Below are 23,599 nucleotides of genomic sequence, written 5' to 3'. Positions count from 1 at the left end.
TTCCCGGCGCGTTAGCGTTCGGGCGATGAACATGACCGTCAGCGAAGCCGTCCAGTCCCGCCGCTCGGTGCGGGCCTTTCTCGACAAGCCGGTGGAGCGTGAGACGCTGGCGCGCATCCTCGAAAAGGCGCAGCGCTCGCCCTCGGGCGGCAATACCCAGCCATGGCACGGGATCGTCCTCACCGGCGAGCCGATGCAGAAGCTCTTCGCTCGCGTAGCGCAGGACCTGCCAAAGGGGCGGGAGGCTTTCGCTCCGGAATATCACGTCTATCCGCCGGAACTCGACGGTGCCTACGAACTGCGTCGCAGGGGTGTGGGCGAGGACATGTACGGCGCGCTCGAAATCTCCCGCGAGGAGAAGGGCAAGCGGCTGATGTGGTTCGCCAACAACTTCCGCGCCTTCGGGGCACCCGTCCTGATGTTGGTCCACACGCCGAATTACATGGGCCCGCCACAATGGTCGGACATCGGCATGTGGCTGCAGACCATCGGCCTGCTGTGCCGCGAGGAAGGGCTCGACACCTGCTTCCAGGAGGCTTGGGCGGTCTACAGCCCGCAGATCCGCGAGATGGTCGACATTCCCGATGATCATATCTTCTTCTGCGGCGTAGCCATCGGTCACCGCGATCCGGATGCGCCCGTGAACAACTTCTCCGTCGCCCGCGCGCCGATCGAAGAATCCGTGCGATGGGAGGGTTGGCAGTAGCGCGGCGGCAACCTATGCGCCGCGCATGACCGACGTGCCGCTCAAGCTGTTCAACTCGCTCACGCGCGAGCTGGAAACCTTCACCCCCGTCCACCCGGGCGAGGCGCGCGTCTATTCCTGCGGGCCGACGGTCTACAATTACCAGCACATTGGCAACATGCGCGCCTACGTGTTCTCCGACACGCTCGGCCGCGTGCTGCGCTGGAAGGGGTACGACCTCACCCACGTCATCAACATCACCGATGTCGGCCACCTCACCTCCGATGCTGACGAGGGCGAGGACAAGATGGAGAAGATGGCGGCCAAGGCGGGCAGGTCCGCCTGGGACATCGCCAAATTCTACCAGGAAGACTTCGAGAACGACCTGGCCCGCCTCAACATCACCGGCAAGCAGCACCCGCGTGCGACCGAATATGTCGAGGCGATGATCGCGTGGGGCGAGCGTATCGCCGACAAGCACTGCTACGAGCTCGACAGCGGGCTCTATTTCGATGTCTCGACGGTGGCCGACTACGGCCGCCTCGCACGCGCCGTCACGGACGAGGGCGAGGGCCGGATCGAAACCGTCGAGGGCAAGCGCAATGCCGCAGACTTCGCTATCTGGCGCAAGACGCCCGAGGGTGAGACGCGCCAGATGGAGTGGGACAGCCCATGGGGCCGCGGCGCACCCGGCTGGCATCTCGAATGCTCGGTCATGGGCGAGGCACTGCTCGGCTTCCCTTTCGACATCCACACCGGCGGCATCGACCACCGCGAAATCCACCACCCGAACGAGATCGCGCAGAACCAGGCCTATTGCTGCACCAATGGTCTCGACAATGCCGAGAACAGCGGCGCGCGGATCTGGATGCACAACAACTTCCTCGTCGAGCGCAGCGGCAAGATGAGCAAGAGCGCGGGCGAATTCCTGCGCCTGCAGCTGCTGGTCGACAAGGGCTACCACCCGCTCGCCTATCGCCTGATGTGCCTGCAGGCACATTACCGCAGCGAGCTGGAGTTCAGCTGGGAAGGGCTGGGCGCTGCTCTGACGCGGCTGAAGCGGATGGTCATGGCGGTCAAGCGTCTGAGCGACGAGACCCCCGGCGATCCTTCGCATCCCAAGTTCGCGCCCATGCGCGAGAAATTCGACGCTGCGGTCTCGGAGGATCTGAACACCGCCATCGCGCTTGTCGCCCTCGAGGAAGCACTGGCGGTCAAGAAGGTCGATGGCGGGGTCAAGCGCGCAGTGATCGAGGACATGGACCGTGTACTCGGCCTCGACCTGTTCACACTGACCCGCGAGGATTTGCGGATCAGGCCCGTCGCTGCGCAGATCGACGAAGCCGAGATCGAGGCCGAACTGATCCGTCGCAAGGAAGCGCGCGCGGCCAAGGATTTTGCCACCAGTGATGCCATCCGTGAAAGCCTCGCGGCCAAGGGCGTCGAGGTGATGGATGGCGACCCGCTCGGCTGGGAATGGAAGCTCTAGCCATGGCCGATCCCCGGACCCTCCTCTGGCAGCATCTCAAGGACGCGCCGCGGGGTCTGGCATTCGTCCGCGACTTCGAGGGGCCGGACTTCACGCTGCATTTCTACTGCGTGGCGGCGCACCTGGCGATCGAGGTCGAGGACGACCCGTTCCGCAAGCGTCCGGCGGATTCCCGCGAGCAATGGCAGGAACAGCATCGCGTCGACGTGATGCAGGTCCCGCCGAGCCATGTCCTGCGCAATGCCTCGGAAGTCGCCGAGGCAATCCTCGACATTGCCGGTCCGCGCAAGGTCCGGTTCGAGGCCTCGGCCGGGTGAGGCTCTGGCGGCTCACCCGTGCGCCCTTCGTGGCGCTAGACGGGGCTGGGCCGCAGCGACATGGGGCGCGCTACTCCTCGCCCGGCAGGCCCGTGGTGAACTTCGCTTCCGAAGCTGGTCTCGCGGTGCTGGTGGCGCTGCGCTATCTGCCGGAAGACAGGGCCGAGCGTGCGACCGACTATCTCCTTGGCTGGACCGATGTGGAAGCCGAACCGCTCGGCGTGCCAGATGGCGATGGCGAGGACGCCATTCGCGCCTGGGTCGACGACTGGCTGGAGACCGGAAGATCGCTCCTCGCGTCCATCCCCTCGCGCGTCCTGCCCGAAGGCGATATCGTGATGATGAACCCGCGCCATCCCGATGCGGTTGCGATCGCGCCGCTGAAGACGCGAGCGTTCGATTTCGACGCCTGCCTGCACCGCCCGCCCATGCTCGACACCTACCGGAGCCTCTCATGACCAAAGCCGTCCTCTCCGCCCTCATCCGCCCGCTGGTCGAACCGCGCCTGCCCGAGTGGATCGAGCCGCTTTGGTTCATGAGCAAGGAGCAAGCGCTGGAATTCGCGCCCGAGGCGGAGATCGGCTGGTTCGACCTCAACGAGAAGGAACCGATGGTCGAGATCGCCAAGGCGGCGACCAATCTCAAGTGGATGAACTCGATCTACGCGGGTCTCGATTTCATGCCGCTCGACCTGCTCAAGGAACGCGGCGTGGTGGTGACCAATGGCGTCGGCATCAACGCGATCACCATTGCCGAATATGTCGTCATGCTGATGCTGGCCCATGCCAAGGGCTATCGCGAAGTGGTCCGCGCGCAGGAGCGTCACGAGTGGCTGCTCGACAGTCCGGGCAAGCGCGAACTGTCGGGCGAGCGTGTCCTGCTGCTCGGCATGGGAGCCATCGGATCGCTCATCAAGACGCGGCTCGAGGCCTTCGACATGAAGGTGATCCCGGTGCGCCGTTCGGGCAGTGATGGGGCGCTGCGCCCCGGCGAGTGGCGCGAGAAGCTGGGCGAGTTCGACTGGGTCGTGCTGGCGGTCCCCTCGACGCCGGAAACCCGCCACATGATCGGCGAGATCGAACTTGCCGCGATGCGCCCGAATGCCGTTCTAGTGAACATCGCCCGCGGCGACGTGGTCGACCAGGATGCTCTGGTTTCGGCGCTGGAAAAGAAGTCGATCGAAGCTGCCCTGCTCGACGTCACCGATCCGGAACCGCTGCCCGCCGACCACCCCTTGTGGGATCTCGACAATGCGCAGGTCACCATGCACCTGTCGGGCCGCGCGCAGACCAAGATGTTCCAGCGCAGCGCCGACCGCTTCGTCGAGAATCTCGAACGCTGGCAGAAGGGCGAGCCGGTCTGGCCGCAGCTCGACCTCGACCTCGGTTACTGATGGCTCAGGGGCGGGGGACGATCGTCAACTTATAGGGAATGTAGAGCAGGACCTCGCCCGGTCCGGCCTTTGCCCATTGGACGGGCATGTTCAGTCCCTCGACCTCGACGGCGTAGCCTTGGCCCATGCGTGATGCCATGGCGTTGGCATCTTCGGCGATCGCACTCGCTATGGCGGGGCGGTAGCCGTCCGGCCCGACGATAGAGAGTGAGCTGTCGCCCCATTCGTCCATCTGCGCGCGACCGACTTCGGGAACGGATTCGATGTACCGGGCAATCTGCGCCTGCGCCGACTCGCCGCTCTGCGTGCCAGCTAGTTTCGCCTTCACCAGAAAGACTACGCGTTCGCTGTCCGGACGGTTGTCGGACTGGAGCGTGATCTCCTCGGCATTCTGCGCAGTCAGTCGGGTCAGCACGTAGTCGCCATAGGCCAGCTCGACCCCGGCCTTGTCGGCCCGCCTTATCGCATCAGCGAGCATGGTGCGGATTTCCTTGCTCCGCTGCTTCGGGGCGCGCGTATCGCCGCGAATTGCCACTGTCTGGACAAGGAAGTCTGCCGGCCGGCGCAAACCGACCGCAGGCATGTCGTCCGAGTAGTCATCCTGCTCGATCCGCGTGGCAGTGACCATGATCTCCTGGTTTTCGAGGTCCTGTGCGAACGCGGGGACAGCGACGGCCCCGAGAATGGCAGCCAGGAGCAGTCGGCGCATTACGTTTCTCCCCGTTTGCCCGCCAGTTATCGGCGGTTTAACAGGGAATATTCGCTCAGCCGTCCTCCAGCAACAGGAGTTCGCATTGCACGACGAGGCGAGGCGAGGGCAGCAGGCGATGCTCCACCTCGACAATGTTCGCATCGGCCACAAGCTGGCCGGGGATTGCGAACTCGTGATCGGGCAGGGCAGCGACGAAGCGTTCGCCTGACGCCACGGCGGCATCACCGGCGAACAGGATCGCGAAGCTGTGGCGCGCGCCGGCAAAGGTAATACTGGCCCAGGGGCGCTCTGAGTGGGTCAGCACCTGGCCCTGATGATCGCCGAGGACGGCCAGTGCGGTGCGTAGGCGGTCAGTGGTCGAGCGGCGCGGGCGGACGGGGGCCTTGCGGCGGATGGGGGCCTCAACCGACATGGGCGACCTCCTTGCTGGCAGCCTCGGCGGCGGCATCGAAACCGGCCATGAAGCCGATGATGCGCTGTTCGGTGCGGTCGCGCGGCTCGCGGCCCATGCGCAGGTCGAGGACGAATCGCGGGTCGTGCGCGGCAAGGCGACCGAATTTCGTGGCCGCCATTTCGTGCTGGCGAAGGAATTTCTCGACGGAACGGATCAGCATCTGTTGCTCCCCAATTGACTGAACTGACTGGCGAATCGCGCCATTTGTTCCAGTTATGTTCCAAATGAAATCCTACTTGTCTAGGAAAAATCCTATGGTATAGGAAAAAACATGGAAGACATCTCACGCAGCGAACAACATGCCCGGGGGCGATTGCAGGACCTGGCGCGCAGGAGCGGCGCCAGCCTCGCAGGCCTGTCGCGCATGATCGGTCGCAATCCGGCCTATCTCCAGCAATATGTGACGCGTGGTAGCCCGCGCCATCTCGACGAGCCGGACCTGCGCAAGATTGCTGAATTTCTTGGAGTTTCGACCCGTCTCATCGAAACGCGCCGGTTCGACGATACCCGCCTCGACGCGCCTACGCAGCGCCGCGCCGCCCTGGCCGAGTATGCCGCTGCCGGGATCGATGACTGGGTCGAAGTGCAGCGCCTCCCGCTCGATGCATCGGCAGGGCCGGGGGCGTTTTCTGCGGAGGAAATTTCCTTCGACAGCTTCCGATTTTCGCGCCGCTGGTTGCGTGAGATGGGGCTCGAAGGTGCCGACCTCACCGCGATCCGCGTCGAAGGCGACAGCATGGAGCCGCTGTTGCGGAGTGGCGACGAAATCTTCGTCGACCGCAACAAGCGCGCGGGCGAGGGCGTCCACGTCGTGCGCATCGGTGACGCGCTCCACGTCAAGCAGGTCCAGGCGCGCGGCCCGGGCCACATCGCTCTGATCAGCGCCAACGACGCCTACGCCCCCATCGAACTTGCGCGCGATGAGGTCGAGGTTATCGGTCGGGTTGTATGGAAGGGCGGGCGCGTCTGAACAACCTTATCGGGTTGCCACACTTTTGAACGATTCCCATCCTACAACGCCGCCGCCGACAGATAAAAGTATCGGCGGGCCGCTGGGTCGCATCTTCGACAAGGGAGGGTGCATCATGGCGATTAATCGAAAAATCTGGACTGCTTCACTCTTGCTGGTGATCTCGTCTCCCGGTTTCGCGGGCGAGATAACCGGGAACGGCAAGATCACGCCGATCGAATCTGGAGGAGTGGCTTCATCTATATGTGCCTACAGTGGGCGGAACGACACGCCCGGCCTGGACGGTTTTGGGGAGGTCCAGGCTTACGGGATGCTGGTCAAGGCATTCGGCGGTTTCGATCCTGGTTTCAGTCATCATCCGGGCGTTGCTTGCCGGGGCTGAAGGACCGGAGATACTGAAGGGCGTGCGCGGCGCTTGTGTCGCGCGCGCCTTTTCGCCATTTCTGAATTCATGACCGAAACCCCCGCGACCCCGCCCATGAAAGCCGGCATCATCCCGGTTACTCCGCTGCAGCAGAATTGCTCGCTGATCTGGTGCACCAAGACCAACAGAGGCGCGCTGATCGATCCGGGCGGCGATCTCGACCGGTTGAAGGCGGCACTGAAGCAGACCGGGGTGGAACTCGAAAAGATTCTCATCACCCATGGTCACATCGACCACTGCGGCGAGGCGGGGATTCTTGCCAAGGAGCTCGACGTGCCGATCGAAGGGCCGCACGAGGCGGATCGCTTCTGGATCAGCCGCCTTGATGAGGATGGGGCAAAGTACGGCGTCAACGGGCAGGTATTCGAGCCTGATCGCTGGCTGCAGGACGGTGACAAGGTCACGGTGGGCGAGCTGGAGCTCGAGGTCATCCATTGTCCCGGACACACGCCAGGGCACGTGGTCTTCTTCCACCGCCCTAGCAAGTTTGCCGTCGTCGGCGACGTGCTCTTCCAGGGCAGCATCGGGCGGACCGATTTTCCGATGGGCAACCACCAGGACCTGATCGATGCGATCACCCAGAAGCTCTGGCCGCTGGGCAATGACGTGACCTTCATTCCCGGCCATGGCCCGACGAGCACCTTCGGGCGCGAGCGCCAGACCAATGCCTTTGTGAGCGATTACGCTCTCCAGTAAGGCGGGAAGGGCCGGAGCATTGTGCCCCGGCCCGAAGAATTCACATTACGCCGAGGACGATCAGGACGGCCACGACCGAGAGGCCGAGCTGCGTCAGCATGGTGATCATGATCCCGATCGAACGACCCTTGCCGAGCGATCCGCCGTCCATGCCGAAGGCGTGGGCAAGCCTGCCCAGCATGTAGATCGCAACTACCCAGGAAAGCCACGGATTGCCGCGACCGGCCAGTTCTATGGCTGCGACCAGGACGAGGACGAAGGCGGTGTTCTCGACGAAATTGAGCTGGGCGCGCATGCGGGCGGTCAGCGGACCGCCGGCGTCGTCACCGATTGAAACCTTGTGCTTCACGCGCATCTGGCCGACCCGGATACCGAGCCAAATGTTGATGACTGCGGCAGCGGCTGCGGCGGTAAGCGTAACTGGCAGGACTACGGCCATGCGATCCCTCCCTCTTTTCTCGTTTCGGACCCGCCGCGTTGCTACGACGGGGAAGGGAAGCAGGCAATCGCGACAGGGGCTTCCCGCCGCTTGCATCCCCCGCAAAAATCGGTATAGCGCGCGCCTTCACCGCCACGGTCGGGAATATTCGGGTTCACGCGCTCTTGTGCGTTGCCGGACCTTCCCCTAGGGCGGCCACCGAAATTGACTGTAATTGTTTGAGGAACAGGTGCCGCCATGGCCGTCCCCAAGAGGAAAGTATCGCCCCACCGTCGCGGCAACCGCCGTGCGCATGATTCGCTGAAGGTCGAAGCCCATCACGAGTGCTCGAACTGCGGTGAACTCAAGCGTCCGCACAACCTGTGCCCGCATTGCGGCCACTACAACGGTCGCGAAATCATCGCCGTCGGTCTTTAAGACCGCAAGCAGAACCGGAGTTAGCGCATGAGCCTGCCGCGTATCGCTGTTGATGCGATGGGCGGCGATGAAGGCGTGCGCGTGATGGTCGAGGGCGCGGCGCTTGCCCGTCGCCGCCACGACAAGTTCAAATTCCTGCTGGTGGGTGACGAGACGCGCATCAAGGCCGCGCTCGAGAATCACCCTGGCATGTCCGGCGCGTCGGAAATCCTCCACTGCGAGGATGTGATCGCCGGCGACGAAAAGCCCTCCAGGGCGCTGCGCCGCGCCAAGACCACCAGCATGGGCCTCGCCGTCGATGCGGTGAAGCAGGGGCTGGCGGGTGCGGCAGTCTCCGCCGGCAACACCGGCGCTCTCATGGCAATCTCGAAGCTCGCATTGCGCACCATGCCCGGACTCGACCGTCCCGCCCTGGCTGCACTGCTGCCCACGCTCGGCGACAACGATGTCATCATGCTCGACCTGGGCGCGAACCGCGAATGCGATGCGCGCAACCTCGTCCAGTTCGCCATCATGGGTGCCGCCTACTCGCGCATCGTGACCGGCAAGGAACGTCCGCGTACCCGCCTGCTCAATATCGGCACCGAGGAAACCAAGGGCACCGAGGACATCCAGCAGGCCGCCGAAATCCTTCGCGCCGCGACCAGCCTCGACATGGACTTCGAAGGCTATGTCGAAGCGGACAAGATCAACCGTGGCGACTGCGACGTGGTCGTGTGCGATGGTTTCTCCGGCAACATCGCGCTGAAGGCGATCGAGGGCACCGCGCGCTTCGTGACCGACCTGCTGCGCCGTGCCTTCACCAGTTCGACCCGTTCGAAGATCGGATTTCTCGTCTCGCGCCCCGCAACCGAGCTGCTGCGCCACCACCTCGACCCCAACAACCACAATGGCGCGGTCTTCCTCGGCCTCAACGGTGTCGTGGTGAAGAGCCACGGCAGCGCCAATGCCAAGGGCGTGGCCAACGCGGTCGAAGTCGCCGCGCGCCTGCTCGAAGATGATATCCTCAACCGCATCCGCCACGACCTGGGCGAAGTCAGCGACGGGCTGGCAGCCAAGTGATCCGCTCGGTCATCAAGGGCACCGGCTCGGCGCTTCCGGCTAAGTGCGTTACCAATGCCGAACTCGCTGCCCGCGTGGACACTTCCGACGAGTGGATCGTCGAGCGCACCGGCATCCGCCAGCGCTACATCGCCGACGAGACCGAGACCACGTCGAGCCTCGCCACTGCGGCAGCGCGTGAGGCGCTGGCCGCGGCTGGAATCGAAGCTGGCGAGATCGGCCTCATCGTCCTTGCCACTGCGACACCTGACCACACCTTCCCCGCAACCGCGACTCAGGTGCAGGCCGCGCTCGGCTGCGGCGGCGGGATCGCATTTGACGTGCAGGCGGTGTGTTCGGGCTTCCTCTATGCCCTGACCACGGCAGACGCGATGCTGCGTACCGGCATGGCGAAGAAGGCTCTGGTGATCGGCGCAGAGACATTCAGTCGCATTCTCGATTGGGAAGATCGCACCACCTGCGTCCTCTTCGGAGACGGAGCGGGCGCTGTCGTGCTCGAGGCGCAGGACGTTGGCGCAGTTGGTGTTGGGGACGGCCCCGGCATCCTCGCCAGCCGCCTCCATGCCGACGGTGCGCACAAGGACATGCTCTACGTCGACGGCGGCCCTTCGACCACGCAGACCGTCGGCCACCTGCGCATGCGTGGCCGCGAAGTCTTCCGCCATGCCGTGGTGAACCTTGCCGAGGTTCTTGGCGAAGTGCTTGACGAGGCTGGCTTTACGGCGGCAGACATCGACTGGGTCGTGCCGCATCAGGCCAATGCCCGGATCCTGGATGCGACTGCGCGCAAGCTGGACCTGCCGGCCGAAAAGGTGATCGTCACGGTCGACCGCCACGCCAATACTTCTGCGGCTTCGGTCCCACTCGCGCTCGACGTCGCAGTGCGCGACGGGCGCATCAAGCAGGGCGATCTCGTCATGTTCGAAGCCATGGGTGGCGGCTTCACCTGGGGTGCTTCGCTCGCCCGCATGTGACCATCGGTCGAAAAAACGCCGGGCGCGTTTGCCAGAATCGCTCCAACCCCCTATATTGCTTGGTGAAGTTTACGACAGGGCCGCTTCTTCACTCAGGGTCGCATCTCAGGGGAAGGGAATTATGGACATGATGCGCTCGGTGGGCACATTGACCAGGGCAGACCTGGCCGAAACGATCAACCGCAAGATGGGTCTTAGTCGGGCGGAATCGCTCGAGATGGTCGAGACCATTCTTGCCAAGATGTGCGACGCGCTGGCCAACGGTGAAAACGTCAAGATTTCGGGCTTCGGCAGCTTCGTGCTGCGCGACAAGAAGGAACGAATCGGCCGCAATCCCAAGACCGGGGTCGAGGTGCCGATCACGCCGCGCCGCGTGATGACCTTCCGCGCCAGCCAACTGCTCAAGGAACGCATAGCCAACGGCTGAGGCCGCAAGAGGGTAGGGCGCCATGGCGACATTCGACGACGGCAAGGAAACCGGCGCATTGCGCACCATCGGCGAAGTCGCCAAGGCGACCGGCATCAAGCCCCACGTCCTGCGTTACTGGGAACAGCAGTTTCCCATGCTCAAGCCGCTCACCCGCAGCGGCGGGCGCCGCTACTACCGGCCCGAGGACGTCACGCTGGTCGAGCGGATCGACCGGCTGGTCAATCGCGAAGGCTACACGCTGAAAGGGGCCAAGGCGGCGCTGCGAGGCGTACCCGACCCGCAGGCGGCCGCGCAGGCGACATCGCCGGCCCCGTCCACCGACGGCGACGTGCTTCAGCGTCTCAAGGCCATTCGCGAGGACCTGCGCGCCGCGCTCGCGGCCTGATCCTATTCCGACGGGATGAGCGTGAGTTCGGTCTGACGGCCATCGAGGAAGTGTACCTCCTTGCCGTCGAAAAAGGCGTCTTCTTCGGACCGGAAATCGACCTTCTGGCCGCCCCATTCGGGCACGGCATTGTAGCTCGTGAGCTCGATCGACCAGGTCGTGTTCGGCCGGATGGCATAGGTGCCGCGCGGATCGTCCTTCTGGTTGTCCCAAAATCCGATTGCAGTTCCCGCCCCGTGACCGTGGAAGCCGATCGGGTGCGAATAGATCGACGGATCGAGCCCTTCCGCCAGCGCCTTCGCCCGTGCCCGCGCCAGCACCTCGTTACCGGACAAACCGACCGCGAAGGATTGTCGCAACAGGTCCTGTACGCGGTTGGTTGCCTTGAGGCCCGCGCGTAGACCGGCAGGCGCCTCGGTCTCGCCGGGTTTCAGGACATAGGCGAGGTGCTGGGTGTCGGTATTGAGGCGCATGTAGGTGATGCCGAAGTCGGTCCACAGAAGGTCGCCCGGCTGGATAACCTCGTCACCTTCGATCATGCCCTCGACGCCCTGTCGCTGGATGCCGATCGAGGGGTGAAACCAGGTATCGATGCCGAGCCCGGCCAGGCGGTCGCGGTACCACCACTGGACCTCCTCTGCCGTGGTCTTGCCCGGCGTGATGACTTTCCGCGAAAATGCCTCGCCGATCACCGCATGGGCGAGGCGGACGATGCCCGGGTAGATTTCCAGCTCGCGCGGCGTGCGGCTCTCCAGCCAGCGCAGCGACAATGTTTCGCCGGGGACAATCCGCTCCTCGAACCCGGTGGGGAGCGCAGCCGTCATCGCCTTGTACTGGCTCAGGGTCATGCCGTCGCCGAAGGCGGTCAGGTCGGAAGTGTTGATCGCGATCCGTTTCGGATCGCGGGCGGCGATGATCTCGGCCACTGCCTTCCACTGGTCGGGCTGTTTCGCCGGATCCCAGGCGGCAGCGAAGAGGTTGCCCAAGCCATAGCGGCTGACCGTAAGCCGCTCGACCGCCTTGTTGTCGCCCGGGTCATAGAACACCAGGATCGTGCGCCGCCGGGCACTCATGCTTTCCGCATCGAGCATGGTGGCGACCACCGGCTCCTCGAAATATTCGCGTGCCATCAGGATCCACATGTCGATGCCCTGTTCGCGCATGATCGCAGGGATGACCGTCTCCATCCGTTCGGCGAGGATGTCATCGACAACTGCCGCCCGGTCGCGTTGCGAGAGGACGACGGGCAGGTCAGGGTGCGCCTGCTCAGTGTCGGTCATCGGCAGGATAGGAGGTTGGAGATTCTCCGCCGAGGCTGGGGTGGAGAGTCCCGCCATCACCGCCAAGGCCATCGAGTAACCGGAGAATTTCAGCATCCTGATCCCATCAAATCGTTTCGGTCCGGCGTCCATCCCTATCGGAAAAACGATCACGCGACAGCAGCGCCGAACAATTTCCCGACGAGCGCGGTGACGACCATGGCCATCGCGCCCCAGAACACCACGCGCAGGACCGAAGGCACCAGCGGTGCGCCGCCTGCCTTCGCCCCCAGCGTGCCGAGGATCGCAAGGCAGATCAGCGAAGCGATTGCGACCGCCATGACTATGGACTGCAGCGGTGCGAACGGCACCACGAGAAGTGGTGCCGCCGCGCCGGCGGTGAAGGTGAGGGCCGACGCGATGGCTGCCTGCAGCGGACGCGCCGTGCTCGCCTCCGAAATGCCCAGTTCGTCGCGGGCGTGCGCGCCGAGCGCATCGTGGTCCATCATCTGGCGAGCGACTTCTTTTGCCGTCGCGGCATCGACACCGCGAGCCTCATAGACTGCGGCCAGCTCCGCGTGTTCGAACTCCGAGTCCGTCGCGAGTTCGTTCTTTTCGCGGGCGAGGTCCGCCTTTTCCGTGTCTGCCTGCGAACTCACGGAAACATACTCGCCCGCCGCCATCGACATGGCCCCGGCAAAGAGAGAGGCCATTCCCGCGACGAGGATTTCGCTGCGCCCCGCACTGGCCGCCGCGACACCCACGATCAGGCTCGCCGTCGAGACGATGCCGTCGTTGGCCCCCATGACGGCGGCGCGAAGCCAGCCGATGCGCGATGTCGCGTGGCTTTCGGTATGGGTCTTGAGTCTGGTCACGGACCGGTCCTCCCTGGCTGCAGGACGAGCGGCGAAACTACTCCGCCGCCAGCAATTCCTCCGCGCCGCCAAGATCAACGCTGACGAGGCGGCTTACGCCTTTTTCGATCATGGTCACGCCGAAGAGGCGGTGCATGCGGCTCATGGTCACGGCATTGTGCGTGACGATCAGGTAACGCGTATCGGTTTCTTTCACCATCGCGTCGAGCAGGTCGCAGAAGCGGTCGATGTTGGCATCGTCGAGCGGGGCGTCGACTTCGTCGAGGACGCAGATCGGCGCGGGGTTGGTGAGGAACAGGGCGAAGATCAGCGCGGTGGCGGTCAGCGCCTGCTCGCCGCCGGAAAGCAGGGTGAGCGACTGGAGGCGCTTGCCAGGCGGCTGGGCGAAAATCTCGAGGCCGGCCTCCAGCGGATCGTCGCTGTCGATCAGTGCGAGATGCGCCTCGCCGCCTTCGAAAAGCCGGGTGAATAGGCGCTGGAAATGGGCGTTGACCTGCTCGAACGCGGCGCGCAGTCGCTCGCGGCCTTCGCGGTTCAGATTGCCGATAGAGCCGCGCAACCGGCTGACCGCTTCGCGCAGCTCGGCCTGTTCCTCGGCATTGGCGCCGTGCTCGCCTTCGATCCGCTCGAGCTCCTCGGCGGCAACGAGGTTGACCGGGCCGATCCGCTCGCGGCTGGCGGTGAGGCGGTCCATTTCCTCGCTCTCGGCCTCGGCATTGGCGATCTTCGCTTCTTCGAAGCCGAAGCGTTCGGCCAGGAGCGGGGGCGGGCACTGGAAGCGCTCGCCCGAGATCCGCGCCATTTCGATCCGGCGGCCGTCCTGGCTCTCGGCCCGTGCGGCAAGGCCGGCGCGGGTTTCGCGCGCTTCGGCCAGCGCCTCGTTGGCGGCGTTGAAGGTGCGGTCGGCGGCCTGCGCTGCTTCGCTCGCAGCAGCGACAGCGGCTTCGGCCTCGGCGAGTTCGCGGCCGAGGCGCTCGCGCACCTGGTCGCCCTGTTCGATCTCGCGCATCAGGCCTTCGGGCTTGGCGGCAGTGACGGCGCGTTCCTGCTCGATTTCCTCGGCGCGGATTTCCATTTCCGACAGCCGCCGCGCGGCATCGCCGCTGCGCGCCTGCCAGTTGGCCATGTCGCTCCGCTGGGCCGAGGCACGCTCGCGCGCGACGGCGAGCGCCTGGTCATGCGCGGCAAGTTCGGCGGCCCGGGCCTGCAGGGTGCTGCGCGCAGCCTCGTTCTTCGCCCGCGCGGCATCGAGCGCGGCGCGGCCCGCAGCAGGATCGGGGAGCGCATCGCGCTTGGCGGTCGAGGCTGCGAACTCGGCGCGGGCGGCAGATATGGTCTCGCCATGCTCGGCCTCGCTGCGGGCCAGTTCCTCCAGCCTTGCGGCAAGCCGTTCGCGGGCTGCCTCGGCCTGGTCGAGCGCGCGCAGGGCTTGGCGCTCCGCATCGGCTGCGCCCGCCAGCTCGCGTTCGACAGCGATCAGGTCGCGCTGGAGCTGGGACAGCTGTTCGGTCGCGGAATCGAGCGCTTCATTCGCATGTTCGGTCGCTTCGCGCAGCTGCGGCATCCGGGCATCAAGTTCGGCAAAGCGGTTGTCGGCCTCGAGCCGCGCAGCCTCTGCCGAACCTTCACCACGAACCACGAGCCCGTCCCACCGCCGCAGTGCCCCCGCCATGGTGACAAGCGAATGCCCGGGCGCAAGCGCGCGCCCGTCATCATTCTCGGCAACGTGAACCAGCGCCAGCCGCGCCCGCAATTCCTCGGGGCAGGTCTCGACATGCGAAGCTAGGCTGTCCGCTACCGGGGCAGGTGCCGTGGCTCCGGTCCAGTACCGCCCCTCGGCATCGCCCTCCGGCGCTCCGAGAAGGGCCTTGCCGTCACGGCCGAGCGCGGCGGCCACCGCCCGCTCATAGCCCTTGGCGGCGCGCACGCCGTCGATCGCCTGCTTGCGACCGTTGCGCTTCTCCGCGGCGCGTTCGCGCGCTTCGCGGTCGCGCTTCAGGGCATCCCATTCGCGCTGGACGCCGGAGAGTTCGGCCTTCGCTTCGGCCAGTGCCGAGGTCGCCTCGTCCCGTGCCGCCTGCAGCTCCGCCTTGCGCGTCTGCATTGTCTCGAGAGCAGAGCGCTGCCGGGTCAGTTCAGCCGTCGCAGCCGCAACCGCCGCCTTCGCCGCAGTCACATCTGCTTCGGGGTTTTCGCCCGCCAGAGCAGCGCGCTGCTCGGTCATCCGCCGACCTTCGGCTTCCGCGCGATCGACCCGTGTCTGTGCCTGCGCGATCTCCGCCTCGGCAACGCGCCATTCGGCCTCGACCCCGGCATTGTCGGCAGTCGCCTTGGCGAGCGCGAGTTCGGCAGCGCGGCTGGCGCTTTCGGCATCGGCATAGGCGCGCTCCAACGCCGGGCGCTTCTGTTCATCGCCGGCGAGTGCCTGCTCGCTCGCGGCGAGTTCGCGTTCGAGGCGCGACAGAGCTTCGGCGGCGTCCTTGGTCAGGCGGTCCGCATCGCCGCGGTCGGTTTCGAGACGGGCCTTCTGGCGGTCGAGATCGGCAAGGCGCTGTTCGGCAGCTTCGAGTTGGGTCGTCAGCGCGGCCATGCGGTGACCGTGGGCGCTGGCATCGTCGCGACGGTCGGCCTGCTCCTCGCGTGCTTCGGCGAGGGCCTCAGCGGCCTCGCGTTGCGCCTTCTGCGCCTCGTTCGCTTCCCTTTGCGCTTTGTCCACGCGGGCATTGGCCTGCTGCGCTGCCTGCTTGGCTTCCTCGGCCGCCTTGGCCGCATCGCGCCAGCGGGCGAAGACCAGGCGCGCCTCGGCTGATTTGATCTCGTCGGAAAGCTTGATGTAGCGCTCGGCCTGCTTTGCCTGCCGTCGCAGAGAGGCGATCTGGCTGTCGAGCCCCGCCATGATGTCCTCGAGCCGTTCGAGATTGGCCTCGGTCTGCCTCAGCTTGCCTTCAGCGTCACGGCGACGGACGTGGAGGCCGGCAATCCCTGCGGCCTCTTCGAGCATCATGCGCCGCTCGGTCGGCTTGGCCGCAATGACCTGGGCGATCTTTCCCTGGCTCACGAGGGCAGGGCTGTGCGCCCCTGTCGCCGCATCGGCGAAGATGAGTGCGATGTCCTTGGCACGGACGTCGCGGCCATTGAGGCGATAGGCCGAGCCGGCACCGCGTTCGATCCGGCGGACGACCTCCAGTTCGTCATCCTCGTCGGTCGCGCCCTGCAGCACCACCTCCGCAAAATCGCGCGGCGGGCGGCTCTGTGTTCCGGCGAAGATGACGTCTTCCATCCCGCCCGAGCGCATGGACTTGGGCGAGTTCTCGCCCATGACCCAGCGGATTGCTTCGAGCAGGTTCGACTTGCCGCAGCCGTTCGGGCCGACCACGCCGGTCAGCCCGGGCTCGATGAACAGGGTGGCAGGCTCGACGAAGCTCTTGAAGCCGCTCAGCTTGAGCTTCGAGATCTTCATCGCCGCCGTATCCCCCCTACGCCGGCCTTACCTGGCGCCGGCGCGCTGGAGGATGGGTTCGAGCGCTGCCCAGGTGTTGGCGTCGACACGCGTGCCGTTCAGTTCGAAGGTGGGCGTGCCACCGACATTGAATTCCTGCGAATAACGCTGAGTCAGGGCAGCGGCTGCTTCCATCGATTTGCCATCGGCAAGGCACTGGCGAGCCTGGTCTTCACTGACGCCGCGGGCGGCGAAGAAGTCGAGATAGCCAAGGACCTCTGCTGCGCGAACGAACCGCTGTTCGAGCGGCAGGCTCATCGCGGCCTCGAATGCCTGACCATTGGCCTGGACGGGAGCCATGATGGCGTCGTGGTTGCCCCAGACCTGGTCGGCGAGCGGAACGACTGCGGTCACCGGACCGCACTTGGTCAGGCGTCCGAGCAGCAGGTCGATCGGGCCATGAATGGCGAACTGGCGCAGTTCGAAGCTGACGCGGCCGGAATTGACGTAGTCGTTGAGCAGTTCTTCCGAACCCTCGACCGAGAAGCGCGCACAGGTCGGGCAGGTCACCGAACCGTATTCGATGAGCTTGAGCGGCGCATTGGGATTGCCGACCAGCGTGCCGCCGTCGGGCGTCTCGACCGCCTGGTCGATCCACTGGGTCCCGGCAGGGGCAGGAATGACCGCAATCGCTTCGCCCTTCAGCGCTTCTGTATCTTCGGCGGTGCCTCCACAGGCAGCGAGTGCGAGAGCCAGCGGAGCGGCAATGGCGAAACGGAGGGTCTTGGTCATCGGAATCCTCATGTCTGGACGAGAGAGGCTAAATCAGCCCCAAGGATGATGGGAAGGCAGGAGGCGGGGTATCCACAGGGCTTTCCCCCGAAAACCCGCCTCCGAACGGATCAGAGCGCGCTGTCGAGCTTGGGTCGCAGGTCGGCCCAGGAATGCGTGCCGTCAAGCAGCTGGCCGTCGAGGACGAAGCTGGGCGTGCCCTTGAGGTCCCAGGTAGCGATGTCGGCGCGCGAGAGATCGGCCATCTGACTGGCCTTCGCCTCGTCGGTCAGGCACTTGTCGACCTCGGCCCGGCCATAGCCCCGCGATTCCATGATTTCGTAGAAATCGAGATCGCTGGCGATTGCCTGCAGCCGCGCGCCGAGCGTTCCGAACTGCCATCGCGCACGCTGCGCCTGCGTCGTCACTCGGGCCTTTTCCATCCACTCGGGATGCTTGGTCATGAAGGCCTGGTGGTTGAGCGGGAATTTCTTCGCGCTCCCGCAATGGGTCAGCATGGCTGCGGTCAGGTCTACGGGGTCGCGCAGCAAGTGGCGGATTTCGTAGCTCATCCGTCCGGTTGGCACATAGACCAGCTTGATCGCCCCATCGCCTTCCTGCGCAAAGTGTGCACAGTGCGAGCAGGTGTAGCTCATGAACTCGACCAGCTTGGTCTTGGCATCCGGATTGCCGAGCAGGTGGCCGCCATTGGTTTCGGTCACCATGGCAGTCCAGTTGCCCTTCAGGGCAGCAGGCTTGTCCTGCGCACTGGCGCCAAGTGCCAGCGATCCTGCGGCGGCAATCACCAGGGCTTTGAGAAATCCGTTTTTCGTCTTCACGTGTCGTCCTGTCCCTCGTCCTGCGAACCAAGGCTGCGCGCCAGCGATTCGAGCACCGTGCGCAATTCGGGATCGCCGATATCGCGCAGACTGTCGCCCAATTCCATCGGAATCGGCTTGAGCGACGGCGGCGCCTTGGGGCGTTCCCTGCCCGGAGGCGGCTTAACCTCGCCTTGCCGCAGCTTTATCCGCGCAACCGCGCGGTAGCCGAAGAAGCGGTTCACCCGGTCGGTGATCTCGGGAAGGATCTGCTGCACCAGCGGCGCATGGGCGGGCAGTACCACCAGGTGCATGATCCCATCCGACTTCTCGCCGGGGGGGAAGCGGATCATCTCCGGCGCACAAACCCTGGCGTGGGTCTCGCCGACGATCTCGGGCCAGCGGCTTACTACCGAGCTCTGGACGAAGCCGAAGCGGCGGAATGCGCTGCGGCCAATCTGGGGCATGAGATCCGAAATCGGCTTGGCCGCGCCGCCGCGTTCGCGCTTGTATTCGCGCCCTGCCGCTCCGCTGCCCGAGGCCTTGCCTCCGCGCCCAGCAGGCGGTTTGCTCTTGTCGCTTCCCATGATGTGCAGCGCCATGCCATAGGCCGCGCGTGGCCGCCACCGTCTCCGAAAATTTGCTCGACTGGTACGACGCACACGCCCGCGACCTGCCGTGGCGCGCGCGACCGGGTCAGCCTGCGCCCGATCCCTATCGCGTCTGGTTGTCGGAGGTCATGTTGCAGCAGACCACCGTCGCGGCAGTGAAACCGTATTTCGAATCCTTCACCCAGCGCTGGCCAAGTGTCGATGCGCTGGCCTCTGCGCCGGAAGAGGACGTCATGGCGGCATGGGCGGGGCTGGGATATTACTCGCGCGCCCGCAACCTGGTGAAATGCGCGCGAACAGTCAGCGCATTGGGCGGCTTTCCCGACACGGAGGTTGAATTGCGCAAGCTGCCGGGGCTGGGCGACTATACCGCCGCCTCCTTGGCCGCGATCGCATTCGGAAGGCGGGCGGTCGTCGTCGATGCCAATGTCGAGCGGGTGGTGGCGCGTCTGTTTGCCATCGCAGAACCGCTGCCCGTTGCGCGCAAGACCATCCGCTCAAGAGCCGACGAAATCACTCCGGGCACGCGCGCGGGCGACTTTGCGCAAGCGATGATGGACCTTGGTGCAACCATCTGCACCGCACGCGATCCAAAGTGTTTGCTGTGCCCACTCTCAAGCGCATGCGAAGCGCGCGGGAATGGCGATCCGGCGCGGCTGCCGGTCAAGGCTCCGAAGAAGGCCCGTCCTGTCCGCCAGGGTCGCGCATACTGGATCGAGCGCGACGGAGCGGTGTGGCTCGTCCGCCGCGAAGGCGAAGGGATGCTCGGCGGCATGCGCGCGCTACCCGACGATGGGTGGAGCGCGAGGGGGGATGGTGTCGCGGAACACTCCGGCGAACTACTGGGTATGGTCCGCCACGGCTTCACCCATTTCGAGATCGAGCTCGCGATCCATGCGGTCGACATTCCGCTTGGTGATGGCGAATGGTGGCCGCTCGACCGGCTCGACGAAGCGGGCCTGCCGACGCTCTTCGCCAAGGCCGCGCGGCTGGCGCTGGCTAGATAATTCCGCCGCCAAGGCTCAGGCGGATTGCCGCGACGAGCAGGACGATCAGGCAGAAATTGCGTCCGCCCTTGCTCGACGAGAGCTGGCCTAGGATCACACCGATCGCGATCAGCGGGAGGGCGAGCCAGTTGGCCCAGCCAAGCAGCGGGATGGTCGCCGGGATCACGATCACCAGCGAAACGAGGCCGAAGATGAAGGAAAGGATGTTGAGCATGTGTCTTATATGGATAGGACACACAGGCAATGCAATACCCAGGCGCGACGGTTTCATTTCGCAATTGACCGTTCAGGATCGCTCACGCACATAACCGCCGCACCCGGATCAAGAGGAAATCCATGGCATACCGCGAATTCGAGACCTCCGAGTTTTCCCGTCGCTCGCTGCTGCGCGGCGGCGCATACCTTGCTGCCGGTTCGGCGCTGGCCGGCGTACCGTTCGGCCGGATCGCCATGGCCCGCGACACGGTGTCGTCCTGGCCTGCGGTTTCCGGCCTCGTTTCGAAGTATGCCGGTGAACGCAAGGTCGCCAACATGGTCGCGACGCTGGGCTGGGGGCAGCGGCAGGCTCAGACGATCGCGCAGGGCACGCTGGCCATCGGCGGCGAAGCCAAGGCCGGGCCTGACAGCCTTTATCGCATCTATTCGATGACCAAGCCGATCACCGGCATGGGCGCGATGATCCTGATCGACGAGGGCAAGCTCGGCCTCGACCAGCCGATTGCCGACCTCATTCCCGCCTATGCCAATATGATGGTGCAGAAGACCTACGACGGGTCGATCACCCACCTCGTTCCAGCCGAACGACCGATCACGGTCCGCATGCTGATGACGCACACTGCGGGTCTCGGCTACGGCATCGTCCAGAAAGGCGAAATCAAGACCTATTACGAGGAACACGGACTGATCCCCGGACAGGTCAGCCGGCTGCCGATCCCGGGCCTCGGTCGCGCCAAGGCCGTGACCGGCCTCGATGTTTTCGCCGAGCGCCTGGCCAAGGCGCCGCTGGTCCTGCAGCCGGGCACCAAGTGGAGCTATTCGGTCGGGCTCGACCTGCTGGGGCGGGTTATAGAAGTCGCTTCGGGCCAGAAATTCGATGCCTTCCTCAAGGAGCGCATCTTCGATCCGGCCGGAATGGACAGCACCTGGTTTACCGTTCCCGAAAGCGAAGTCAGCCGCTTCACCACCAACTATGGCATCATGAATGGCATGCCTTTGCCGCTCGACCCCGCGGCTGCCTCGATCTACCTCGACACGCCCCCGTTCCCGATGGGCGGGGCAGGGCTCGTTTCGAGCCCACGCGACTACGACCGCTTCCTCCAGATGCTGCTCGGCTACGGCGTGATCGACGGCAAGCGCGTCATGAGCGAGGCCGCGGTACGTGTCGGCACGTCCAACCTGCTTCCCGAAACCGCCACGACCAAGGGTACCTGGGTCGAAGGGCAGGGCTTCGGCGCAGGCGGCCGTTCGTCCGACGGGTCCTACGGCTGGGGTGGTGCCGCGGGCACGGTGGCCTTCGTCAACTACTCCGCCGGCCTGCGTGCGAACCTGATGACGCAGTATATGCCTTCCGAGGCATACCCGATCCACGAAGCCTTCCCCAAGGCGGTGCTGGAAGACCTCACCGCAATGAAGGGCATGTGAGCGGCCCGGTGCTGAGCTTCACGGGATCCCGGCTGGACCGCGCCGACCACGTCCGCGCCGACCCTGAACGGCTTGCGGGCTACATGAACTGGAAGGCGCGCGTGCTCGCGCTCGATGGTCTCATGCCCTCACTCGACGATGACGGCGGCCTGTCGTGGGTCACGCTGGCGGACGTGCCCGAGGACGCGGAGCTGTGCTTCCTTGGCCTCGACGACGGCAAGGCCTGTTTCGCCGCGGTCCCGCCCAGAGGGGACGCCAGCCCGCGCATGGCCAACCCCGCACTGTGGTCGCTGATGGCGACCCTGCGTCCCGATGATCTTGCGCTCTATGGCGGCGCTCGCAGCCTCATCGACTGGCATGCACGGCATCGCTTCTGCGCCCAGTGCGGCGGCGATACCAGGCTCGCCAAGGGCGGCTGGCAGCGCAATTGCGAGGCCTGCGGCGCGCAGCATTTCCCGCGCACCGACCCGGTGACGATCATGCTGGTCGAGTACGACGGCAAGCTGATGCTCGGGCGCGGCCTCGGCTGGCCCGAGGGGCGCTTTTCCGCCCTCGCTGGTTTCGTCGAGCCGGGCGAAAGTATCGAGGAGGCCGTGGCGCGCGAAGTGCTAGAAGAGGCGGGCGTAAAGGTTCGCGACGTGACCTATATCGCCAGCCAGCCCTGGCCTTTCCCCAGCCAGCTGATGATCGGCTGCCACAGCCATGCCGACAGCGACGAGCTGGAAATCGATACCACCGAAATGGCCGAGGTCGTCTTCTTCACGCATGACGAGGTCAAGGCGGCGCTTGCCGGAAACGGCCCCTTCGTCGCCCCGCCGACACATGCTATAGCGCATCACCTGATGCATTGGTGGGTGAGGAAATGAGCGAACCGAGACGCCTGCGGATCGATATCTGGTCCGATGTCATGTGCCCCTGGTGCCTGGTCGGCTGGGGCGGACTGCAGAAGGGTCTCGAGCTGCTCGACGGGGAAATCGAGGCGGACATCCGCTGGCACGCCTTCGAGCTCAACCCCGACATGCCACCCGGGGGCGAGGAAAGCACCGCTCACATTGCGCGCAAGTACGGCTCGACCCCCGAACAGTCGCGCGCCGTCCAGGGCCGGATGCGCGAGGCGGCGCAAGGTGCCGGGGTCTCGCTGGAATACGAAGGGTCGGAGCCTGCGCCGGAACGCTGGATGTGGAACACCTTCCTCGCCCACAAGCTGCTGACCTGGGCGGGCGAGGAGTTCGGGCCGGAGAAGCAGACCGAGCTCAAGCTCGCGCTGTTCAGGGCGCACTTCAACGAGCGCCGAAAGATTGGCGAGCGTGGCGTCCTGCTCGATGTCGCGACGGGTGTAGGTCTCGATCGATCCGCCGCCGAGGCAGCGCTCGACAGCGAGGAACTGGCGCACAAGGTCCGCGCCGAGGAACGTGCCGCCTGGGACATGAACATCACCGGCGTCCCGGCGATGATCATCGAGAACAAGTACATGATCCCCGGTGCCCAGCCGGCCGAGGCCTATGCCAACGCGTTGCGCCGCGTCGCGGAGAAGGTCCCCGCGTGAGCGAGTGGCTGCCCGCCACCGCGGTGGTCACGGGCGGTGCGTCGGGCATCGGCCTCGCCATCGCCCGCAAGCTCTCAGCGATGGGTGTTGTCCTCCTGCTGGCCGATCTGCCGGGCGAGAGACTGGCCGCCGCCGGGTCGGAGCTTTCCTGCGCCACATTCGCTTGCAACGTCGCCAAGGCGGAAGAAGTGGACCGGCTGGCCGAAGTCGCTTTCGAGCGACTGGGCCGGGTTGAACTGCTGCTCAACAATGCCGGTGTCGGCGGACCTCGCGGCAAGCAATGGGAAGTGAGCAGCGATGATGCCCGCGCCCATTTCGACATCAACTTCTGGGGAATCTGGAACGTTTGCCAGGCTTTCGCCGGGCGCATGTCACGGCAGGAGGCAGATTCCGCCATCTACAACACAGGTAGCGAAAACAGTTTCTTCTGCGCCGTGCCGCAGACCGCTGCCTACATTGCCGCCAAGCACGCCGTCCTTGGCCTGACCGAGAGCCTGCGTGAGGATCTTCCCGAGAATGTCCATGCGGGTCTGCTGATCCCCGGGTGGGTCTTTACTGCCATCGGAGACGAGCGGGTGATGCGCAACGGAATGGATGTCGACGAGTTCGCATCGATCGTGGTTCCCCAGATCCTCGCCCGCCGCCGTTTCGTGGTCAGCCACCGCTCGAACGTGAAACGCATCGACGAGCGCATCGACGAACTGCGCAACAGCTATGCAGCGTTCGGCGTCGACGACGACATGGACGTCCGCGACGTGATCGCACGGTTGCGCGGATCATAATCC

29 protein-coding genes are annotated in these 23,599 nt (G+C 65.2%); 18 read left to right on the top strand and 11 right to left on the bottom strand.

The annotated features are described in order from the left end of the window. Positions 1-31: 31 nt before the first annotated feature. From RAM60_RS08405 to RAM60_RS08385, 5 genes are read left to right on the top strand one after another with little or no spacing between them, the layout of a single operon-like run. Positions 32-706, top strand: coding sequence for a nitroreductase (locus RAM60_RS08405; RefSeq protein ID WP_510639584.1), 675 nt, complete (start codon positions 32-34; stop codon positions 704-706). A gap of 25 nt (positions 707-731) precedes the next feature. Next, positions 732-2,174: a cysteine--tRNA ligase gene (gene cysS / locus RAM60_RS08400; protein WP_369027150.1), complete on the top strand. Its 1,443-nt coding sequence runs from the start codon at positions 732-734 to the stop codon at positions 2,172-2,174. Between the two features lie 2 nt (positions 2,175-2,176). Next, positions 2,177-2,491 (top strand): DUF559 domain-containing protein, encoded by a 315-nt coding sequence (locus tag RAM60_RS08395; RefSeq protein WP_369027151.1) that lies wholly within the window; start codon positions 2,177-2,179, stop codon positions 2,489-2,491. Further along, entirely contained in the window at positions 2,488-2,949 is a 462-nt protein-coding gene (locus RAM60_RS08390; RefSeq protein WP_369027152.1) for an RES family NAD+ phosphorylase, read from the top strand. Before RAM60_RS08395 ends, RAM60_RS08390 begins: the two co-directional genes overlap by 4 nt. Next, positions 2,946-3,884, top strand: a complete 939-nt coding sequence (locus RAM60_RS08385; RefSeq protein WP_369027153.1) for a D-2-hydroxyacid dehydrogenase — start codon at positions 2,946-2,948, stop codon at positions 3,882-3,884. The genes RAM60_RS08390 and RAM60_RS08385 overlap by 4 nt, the downstream gene beginning before the upstream one ends. 4 nt (positions 3,885-3,888) lie before the next feature. Here the strand turns inward: RAM60_RS08385 and RAM60_RS08380 are convergent, their stop codons facing one another. The 3 genes from RAM60_RS08380 to RAM60_RS08370 are packed head-to-tail and all read right to left on the bottom strand — an operon-like array spanning position 3,889 to position 5,210. Next, entirely contained in the window at positions 3,889-4,593 is a 705-nt protein-coding gene (locus RAM60_RS08380) for a TonB-dependent receptor (RefSeq protein WP_369027154.1), read from the bottom strand. Between the two features lie 55 nt (positions 4,594-4,648). After that, entirely contained in the window at positions 4,649-5,008 is a 360-nt protein-coding gene (locus tag RAM60_RS08375) for a hypothetical protein (protein WP_246449618.1), read from the bottom strand. Then, on the bottom strand, positions 4,998-5,210 hold the full coding sequence (locus RAM60_RS08370) for a hypothetical protein (protein ID WP_200980936.1): 213 nt from the start codon (positions 5,208-5,210) through the stop codon (positions 4,998-5,000). The genes RAM60_RS08375 and RAM60_RS08370 overlap by 11 nt, the downstream gene beginning before the upstream one ends. A 111-nt stretch (positions 5,211-5,321) precedes the next feature. Here RAM60_RS08370 and RAM60_RS08365 point away from each other — a divergent pair, with 111 nt between their 5' ends. The 3 genes from RAM60_RS08365 (at position 5,322) to RAM60_RS08355 (ending at position 7,140) form a co-directional block, all read left to right on the top strand. Next, positions 5,322-6,020, top strand: a complete 699-nt coding sequence (locus RAM60_RS08365; RefSeq protein WP_200980935.1) for a LexA family transcriptional regulator — start codon at positions 5,322-5,324, stop codon at positions 6,018-6,020. Between the two features lie 115 nt (positions 6,021-6,135). Next, complete coding sequence (locus RAM60_RS08360) at positions 6,136-6,402, top strand: hypothetical protein (RefSeq protein ID WP_200980934.1); 267 nt, start codon at positions 6,136-6,138, stop codon at positions 6,400-6,402. 69 nt (positions 6,403-6,471) lie between these two features. Continuing rightward, positions 6,472-7,140 carry an MBL fold metallo-hydrolase gene (locus RAM60_RS08355; protein ID WP_369027156.1) on the top strand — a complete coding sequence of 223 codons (669 nt, stop codon included), beginning with the start codon at positions 6,472-6,474 and terminating at the stop codon, positions 7,138-7,140. 40 nt (positions 7,141-7,180) lie between these two features. On the opposite strand, the gene RAM60_RS08350 is transcribed toward RAM60_RS08355, so the two are convergent. Further along, on the bottom strand, positions 7,181-7,579 hold the full coding sequence (locus tag RAM60_RS08350; RefSeq protein WP_369027157.1) for an MAPEG family protein: 399 nt from the start codon (positions 7,577-7,579) through the stop codon (positions 7,181-7,183). Positions 7,580-7,816: 237 nt separating this feature from the next. Between RAM60_RS08350 and rpmF the strand changes: the two genes are divergently transcribed. From rpmF to RAM60_RS08325, 5 genes are all read left to right on the top strand, one after another. Then, positions 7,817-7,996, top strand: a complete 180-nt coding sequence (gene rpmF / locus RAM60_RS08345; RefSeq protein WP_200980932.1) for a 50S ribosomal protein L32 — start codon at positions 7,817-7,819, stop codon at positions 7,994-7,996. Positions 7,997-8,023: 27 nt separating this feature from the next. After that, on the top strand, positions 8,024-9,058 hold the full coding sequence (gene plsX / locus RAM60_RS08340) for a phosphate acyltransferase PlsX (protein WP_200980931.1): 1,035 nt from the start codon (positions 8,024-8,026) through the stop codon (positions 9,056-9,058). Continuing rightward, entirely contained in the window at positions 9,055-10,032 is a 978-nt protein-coding gene (locus tag RAM60_RS08335) for a beta-ketoacyl-ACP synthase III (RefSeq protein WP_369027158.1), read from the top strand. Before plsX ends, RAM60_RS08335 begins: the two co-directional genes overlap by 4 nt. 127 nt (positions 10,033-10,159) lie before the next feature. Further along, positions 10,160-10,459 carry an integration host factor subunit alpha gene (locus RAM60_RS08330; RefSeq protein ID WP_200980930.1) on the top strand — a complete coding sequence of 100 codons (300 nt, stop codon included), beginning with the start codon at positions 10,160-10,162 and terminating at the stop codon, positions 10,457-10,459. 22 nt (positions 10,460-10,481) lie between these two features. Beyond that, on the top strand, positions 10,482-10,847 hold the full coding sequence (locus RAM60_RS08325) for a MerR family transcriptional regulator (protein WP_369027159.1): 366 nt from the start codon (positions 10,482-10,484) through the stop codon (positions 10,845-10,847). Between the two features lie 2 nt (positions 10,848-10,849). On the opposite strand, the gene RAM60_RS08320 is transcribed toward RAM60_RS08325, so the two are convergent. The 6 genes from RAM60_RS08320 to RAM60_RS08295 form a co-directional block, all read right to left on the bottom strand. Beyond that, positions 10,850-12,223, bottom strand: coding sequence for a M24 family metallopeptidase (locus tag RAM60_RS08320; protein ID WP_369027160.1), 1,374 nt, complete (start codon positions 12,221-12,223; stop codon positions 10,850-10,852). Between the two features lie 53 nt (positions 12,224-12,276). Continuing rightward, positions 12,277-12,981, bottom strand: a complete 705-nt coding sequence (locus RAM60_RS08315) for a VIT1/CCC1 transporter family protein (protein WP_369027161.1) — start codon at positions 12,979-12,981, stop codon at positions 12,277-12,279. Positions 12,982-13,018: 37 nt separating this feature from the next. Beyond that, positions 13,019-16,441 carry a chromosome segregation protein SMC gene (gene smc, locus RAM60_RS08310; protein ID WP_369027162.1) on the bottom strand — a complete coding sequence of 1,141 codons (3,423 nt, stop codon included), beginning with the start codon at positions 16,439-16,441 and terminating at the stop codon, positions 13,019-13,021. Positions 16,442-16,468: 27 nt separating this feature from the next. After that, positions 16,469-17,212, bottom strand: a complete 744-nt coding sequence (locus tag RAM60_RS08305; protein ID WP_369027163.1) for a thioredoxin domain-containing protein — start codon at positions 17,210-17,212, stop codon at positions 16,469-16,471. 110 nt (positions 17,213-17,322) lie between these two features. Continuing rightward, positions 17,323-18,030 carry a thioredoxin domain-containing protein gene (locus RAM60_RS08300; protein ID WP_369027164.1) on the bottom strand — a complete coding sequence of 236 codons (708 nt, stop codon included), beginning with the start codon at positions 18,028-18,030 and terminating at the stop codon, positions 17,323-17,325. Continuing rightward, positions 18,027-18,611 (bottom strand): DUF721 domain-containing protein, encoded by a 585-nt coding sequence (locus RAM60_RS08295; protein ID WP_369027166.1) that lies wholly within the window; start codon positions 18,609-18,611, stop codon positions 18,027-18,029. Before RAM60_RS08295 ends, RAM60_RS08300 begins: the two co-directional genes overlap by 4 nt. A 14-nt stretch (positions 18,612-18,625) precedes the next feature. Between RAM60_RS08295 and RAM60_RS08290 the strand changes: the two genes are divergently transcribed. Continuing rightward, a complete protein-coding gene (locus tag RAM60_RS08290) occupies positions 18,626-19,627 on the top strand; it encodes an A/G-specific adenine glycosylase (RefSeq protein ID WP_369027168.1) in 1,002 nt (333 codons plus the stop codon). Here the strand turns inward: RAM60_RS08290 and RAM60_RS08285 are convergent. After that, entirely contained in the window at positions 19,620-19,841 is a 222-nt protein-coding gene (locus tag RAM60_RS08285) for a hypothetical protein (protein WP_200980923.1), read from the bottom strand. The genes RAM60_RS08290 and RAM60_RS08285 overlap by 8 nt on opposite strands. A gap of 122 nt (positions 19,842-19,963) precedes the next feature. Here RAM60_RS08285 and RAM60_RS08280 point away from each other — a divergent pair, with 122 nt between their 5' ends. The 4 genes from RAM60_RS08280 to RAM60_RS08265 are packed head-to-tail and all read left to right on the top strand — an operon-like array spanning position 19,964 to position 23,596. Further along, a complete protein-coding gene (locus tag RAM60_RS08280) occupies positions 19,964-21,268 on the top strand; it encodes a serine hydrolase domain-containing protein (RefSeq protein ID WP_369027169.1) in 1,305 nt (434 codons plus the stop codon). Beyond that, positions 21,265-22,134, top strand: coding sequence for an NAD(+) diphosphatase (gene nudC, locus RAM60_RS08275; RefSeq protein WP_369027170.1), 870 nt, complete (start codon positions 21,265-21,267; stop codon positions 22,132-22,134). Before RAM60_RS08280 ends, nudC begins: the two co-directional genes overlap by 4 nt. Beyond that, on the top strand, positions 22,131-22,814 hold the full coding sequence (locus tag RAM60_RS08270; protein WP_369027171.1) for a DsbA family oxidoreductase: 684 nt from the start codon (positions 22,131-22,133) through the stop codon (positions 22,812-22,814). The genes nudC and RAM60_RS08270 overlap by 4 nt, the downstream gene beginning before the upstream one ends. After that, entirely contained in the window at positions 22,811-23,596 is a 786-nt protein-coding gene (locus RAM60_RS08265) for an SDR family NAD(P)-dependent oxidoreductase (protein ID WP_369027172.1), read from the top strand. Before RAM60_RS08270 ends, RAM60_RS08265 begins: the two co-directional genes overlap by 4 nt. Positions 23,597-23,599 lie beyond the last annotated feature (3 nt).

Origin of the sequence: Qipengyuania sp. RANM35, from assembly GCF_041021145.2 — a bacterium.
GTDB lineage: Bacteria > Pseudomonadota > Alphaproteobacteria > Sphingomonadales > Sphingomonadaceae > Qipengyuania > Qipengyuania soli.
This window is presented reverse-complemented; position numbering and strand designations above follow the sequence as displayed.

What these genes read in the sequence shown, in the direction of transcription:
- RAM60_RS08360 (WP_200980934.1), top strand. Translation starts at nt 6,136, where the DNA reads ATGGCGATTAATCGAAAAATCTGGACTGCTTCACTCTTGCTGGTGATC.
- RAM60_RS08355 (WP_369027156.1), top strand. Translation starts at nt 6,472, where the DNA reads ATGACCGAAACCCCCGCGACCCCGCCCATGAAAGCCGGCATCATCCCG.
- rpmF (WP_200980932.1), top strand. Translation starts at nt 7,817, where the DNA reads ATGGCCGTCCCCAAGAGGAAAGTATCGCCCCACCGTCGCGGCAACCGC.
- RAM60_RS08295 (WP_369027166.1), bottom strand. Translation starts at nt 18,611, where the DNA reads ATGGCGCTGCACATCATGGGAAGCGACAAGAGCAAACCGCCTGCTGGG.
- RAM60_RS08270 (WP_369027171.1), top strand. Translation starts at nt 22,131, where the DNA reads ATGAGCGAACCGAGACGCCTGCGGATCGATATCTGGTCCGATGTCATG.
- RAM60_RS08285 (WP_200980923.1), bottom strand. Translation starts at nt 19,841, where the DNA reads ATGCTCAACATCCTTTCCTTCATCTTCGGCCTCGTTTCGCTGGTGATC.
- RAM60_RS08370 (WP_200980936.1), bottom strand. Translation starts at nt 5,210, where the DNA reads ATGCTGATCCGTTCCGTCGAGAAATTCCTTCGCCAGCACGAAATGGCG.
- smc (WP_369027162.1), bottom strand. Translation starts at nt 16,441, where the DNA reads ATGAAGATCTCGAAGCTCAAGCTGAGCGGCTTCAAGAGCTTCGTCGAG.
- RAM60_RS08330 (WP_200980930.1), top strand. Translation starts at nt 10,160, where the DNA reads ATGATGCGCTCGGTGGGCACATTGACCAGGGCAGACCTGGCCGAAACG.
- RAM60_RS08320 (WP_369027160.1), bottom strand. Translation starts at nt 12,223, where the DNA reads ATGCTGAAATTCTCCGGTTACTCGATGGCCTTGGCGGTGATGGCGGGA.
- RAM60_RS08305 (WP_369027163.1), bottom strand. Translation starts at nt 17,212, where the DNA reads ATGACCAAGACCCTCCGTTTCGCCATTGCCGCTCCGCTGGCTCTCGCA.
- RAM60_RS08385 (WP_369027153.1), top strand. Translation starts at nt 2,946, where the DNA reads ATGACCAAAGCCGTCCTCTCCGCCCTCATCCGCCCGCTGGTCGAACCG.
- RAM60_RS08380 (WP_369027154.1), bottom strand. Translation starts at nt 4,593, where the DNA reads ATGCGCCGACTGCTCCTGGCTGCCATTCTCGGGGCCGTCGCTGTCCCC.
- RAM60_RS08405 (WP_510639584.1), top strand. Translation starts at nt 32, where the DNA reads ATGACCGTCAGCGAAGCCGTCCAGTCCCGCCGCTCGGTGCGGGCCTTT.
- RAM60_RS08375 (WP_246449618.1), bottom strand. Translation starts at nt 5,008, where the DNA reads ATGTCGGTTGAGGCCCCCATCCGCCGCAAGGCCCCCGTCCGCCCGCGC.
- RAM60_RS08395 (WP_369027151.1), top strand. Translation starts at nt 2,177, where the DNA reads ATGGCCGATCCCCGGACCCTCCTCTGGCAGCATCTCAAGGACGCGCCG.
- RAM60_RS08280 (WP_369027169.1), top strand. Translation starts at nt 19,964, where the DNA reads ATGGCATACCGCGAATTCGAGACCTCCGAGTTTTCCCGTCGCTCGCTG.
- RAM60_RS08325 (WP_369027159.1), top strand. Translation starts at nt 10,482, where the DNA reads ATGGCGACATTCGACGACGGCAAGGAAACCGGCGCATTGCGCACCATC.
- cysS (WP_369027150.1), top strand. Translation starts at nt 732, where the DNA reads ATGACCGACGTGCCGCTCAAGCTGTTCAACTCGCTCACGCGCGAGCTG.
- RAM60_RS08365 (WP_200980935.1), top strand. Translation starts at nt 5,322, where the DNA reads ATGGAAGACATCTCACGCAGCGAACAACATGCCCGGGGGCGATTGCAG.
- plsX (WP_200980931.1), top strand. Translation starts at nt 8,024, where the DNA reads ATGAGCCTGCCGCGTATCGCTGTTGATGCGATGGGCGGCGATGAAGGC.
- RAM60_RS08350 (WP_369027157.1), bottom strand. Translation starts at nt 7,579, where the DNA reads ATGGCCGTAGTCCTGCCAGTTACGCTTACCGCCGCAGCCGCTGCCGCA.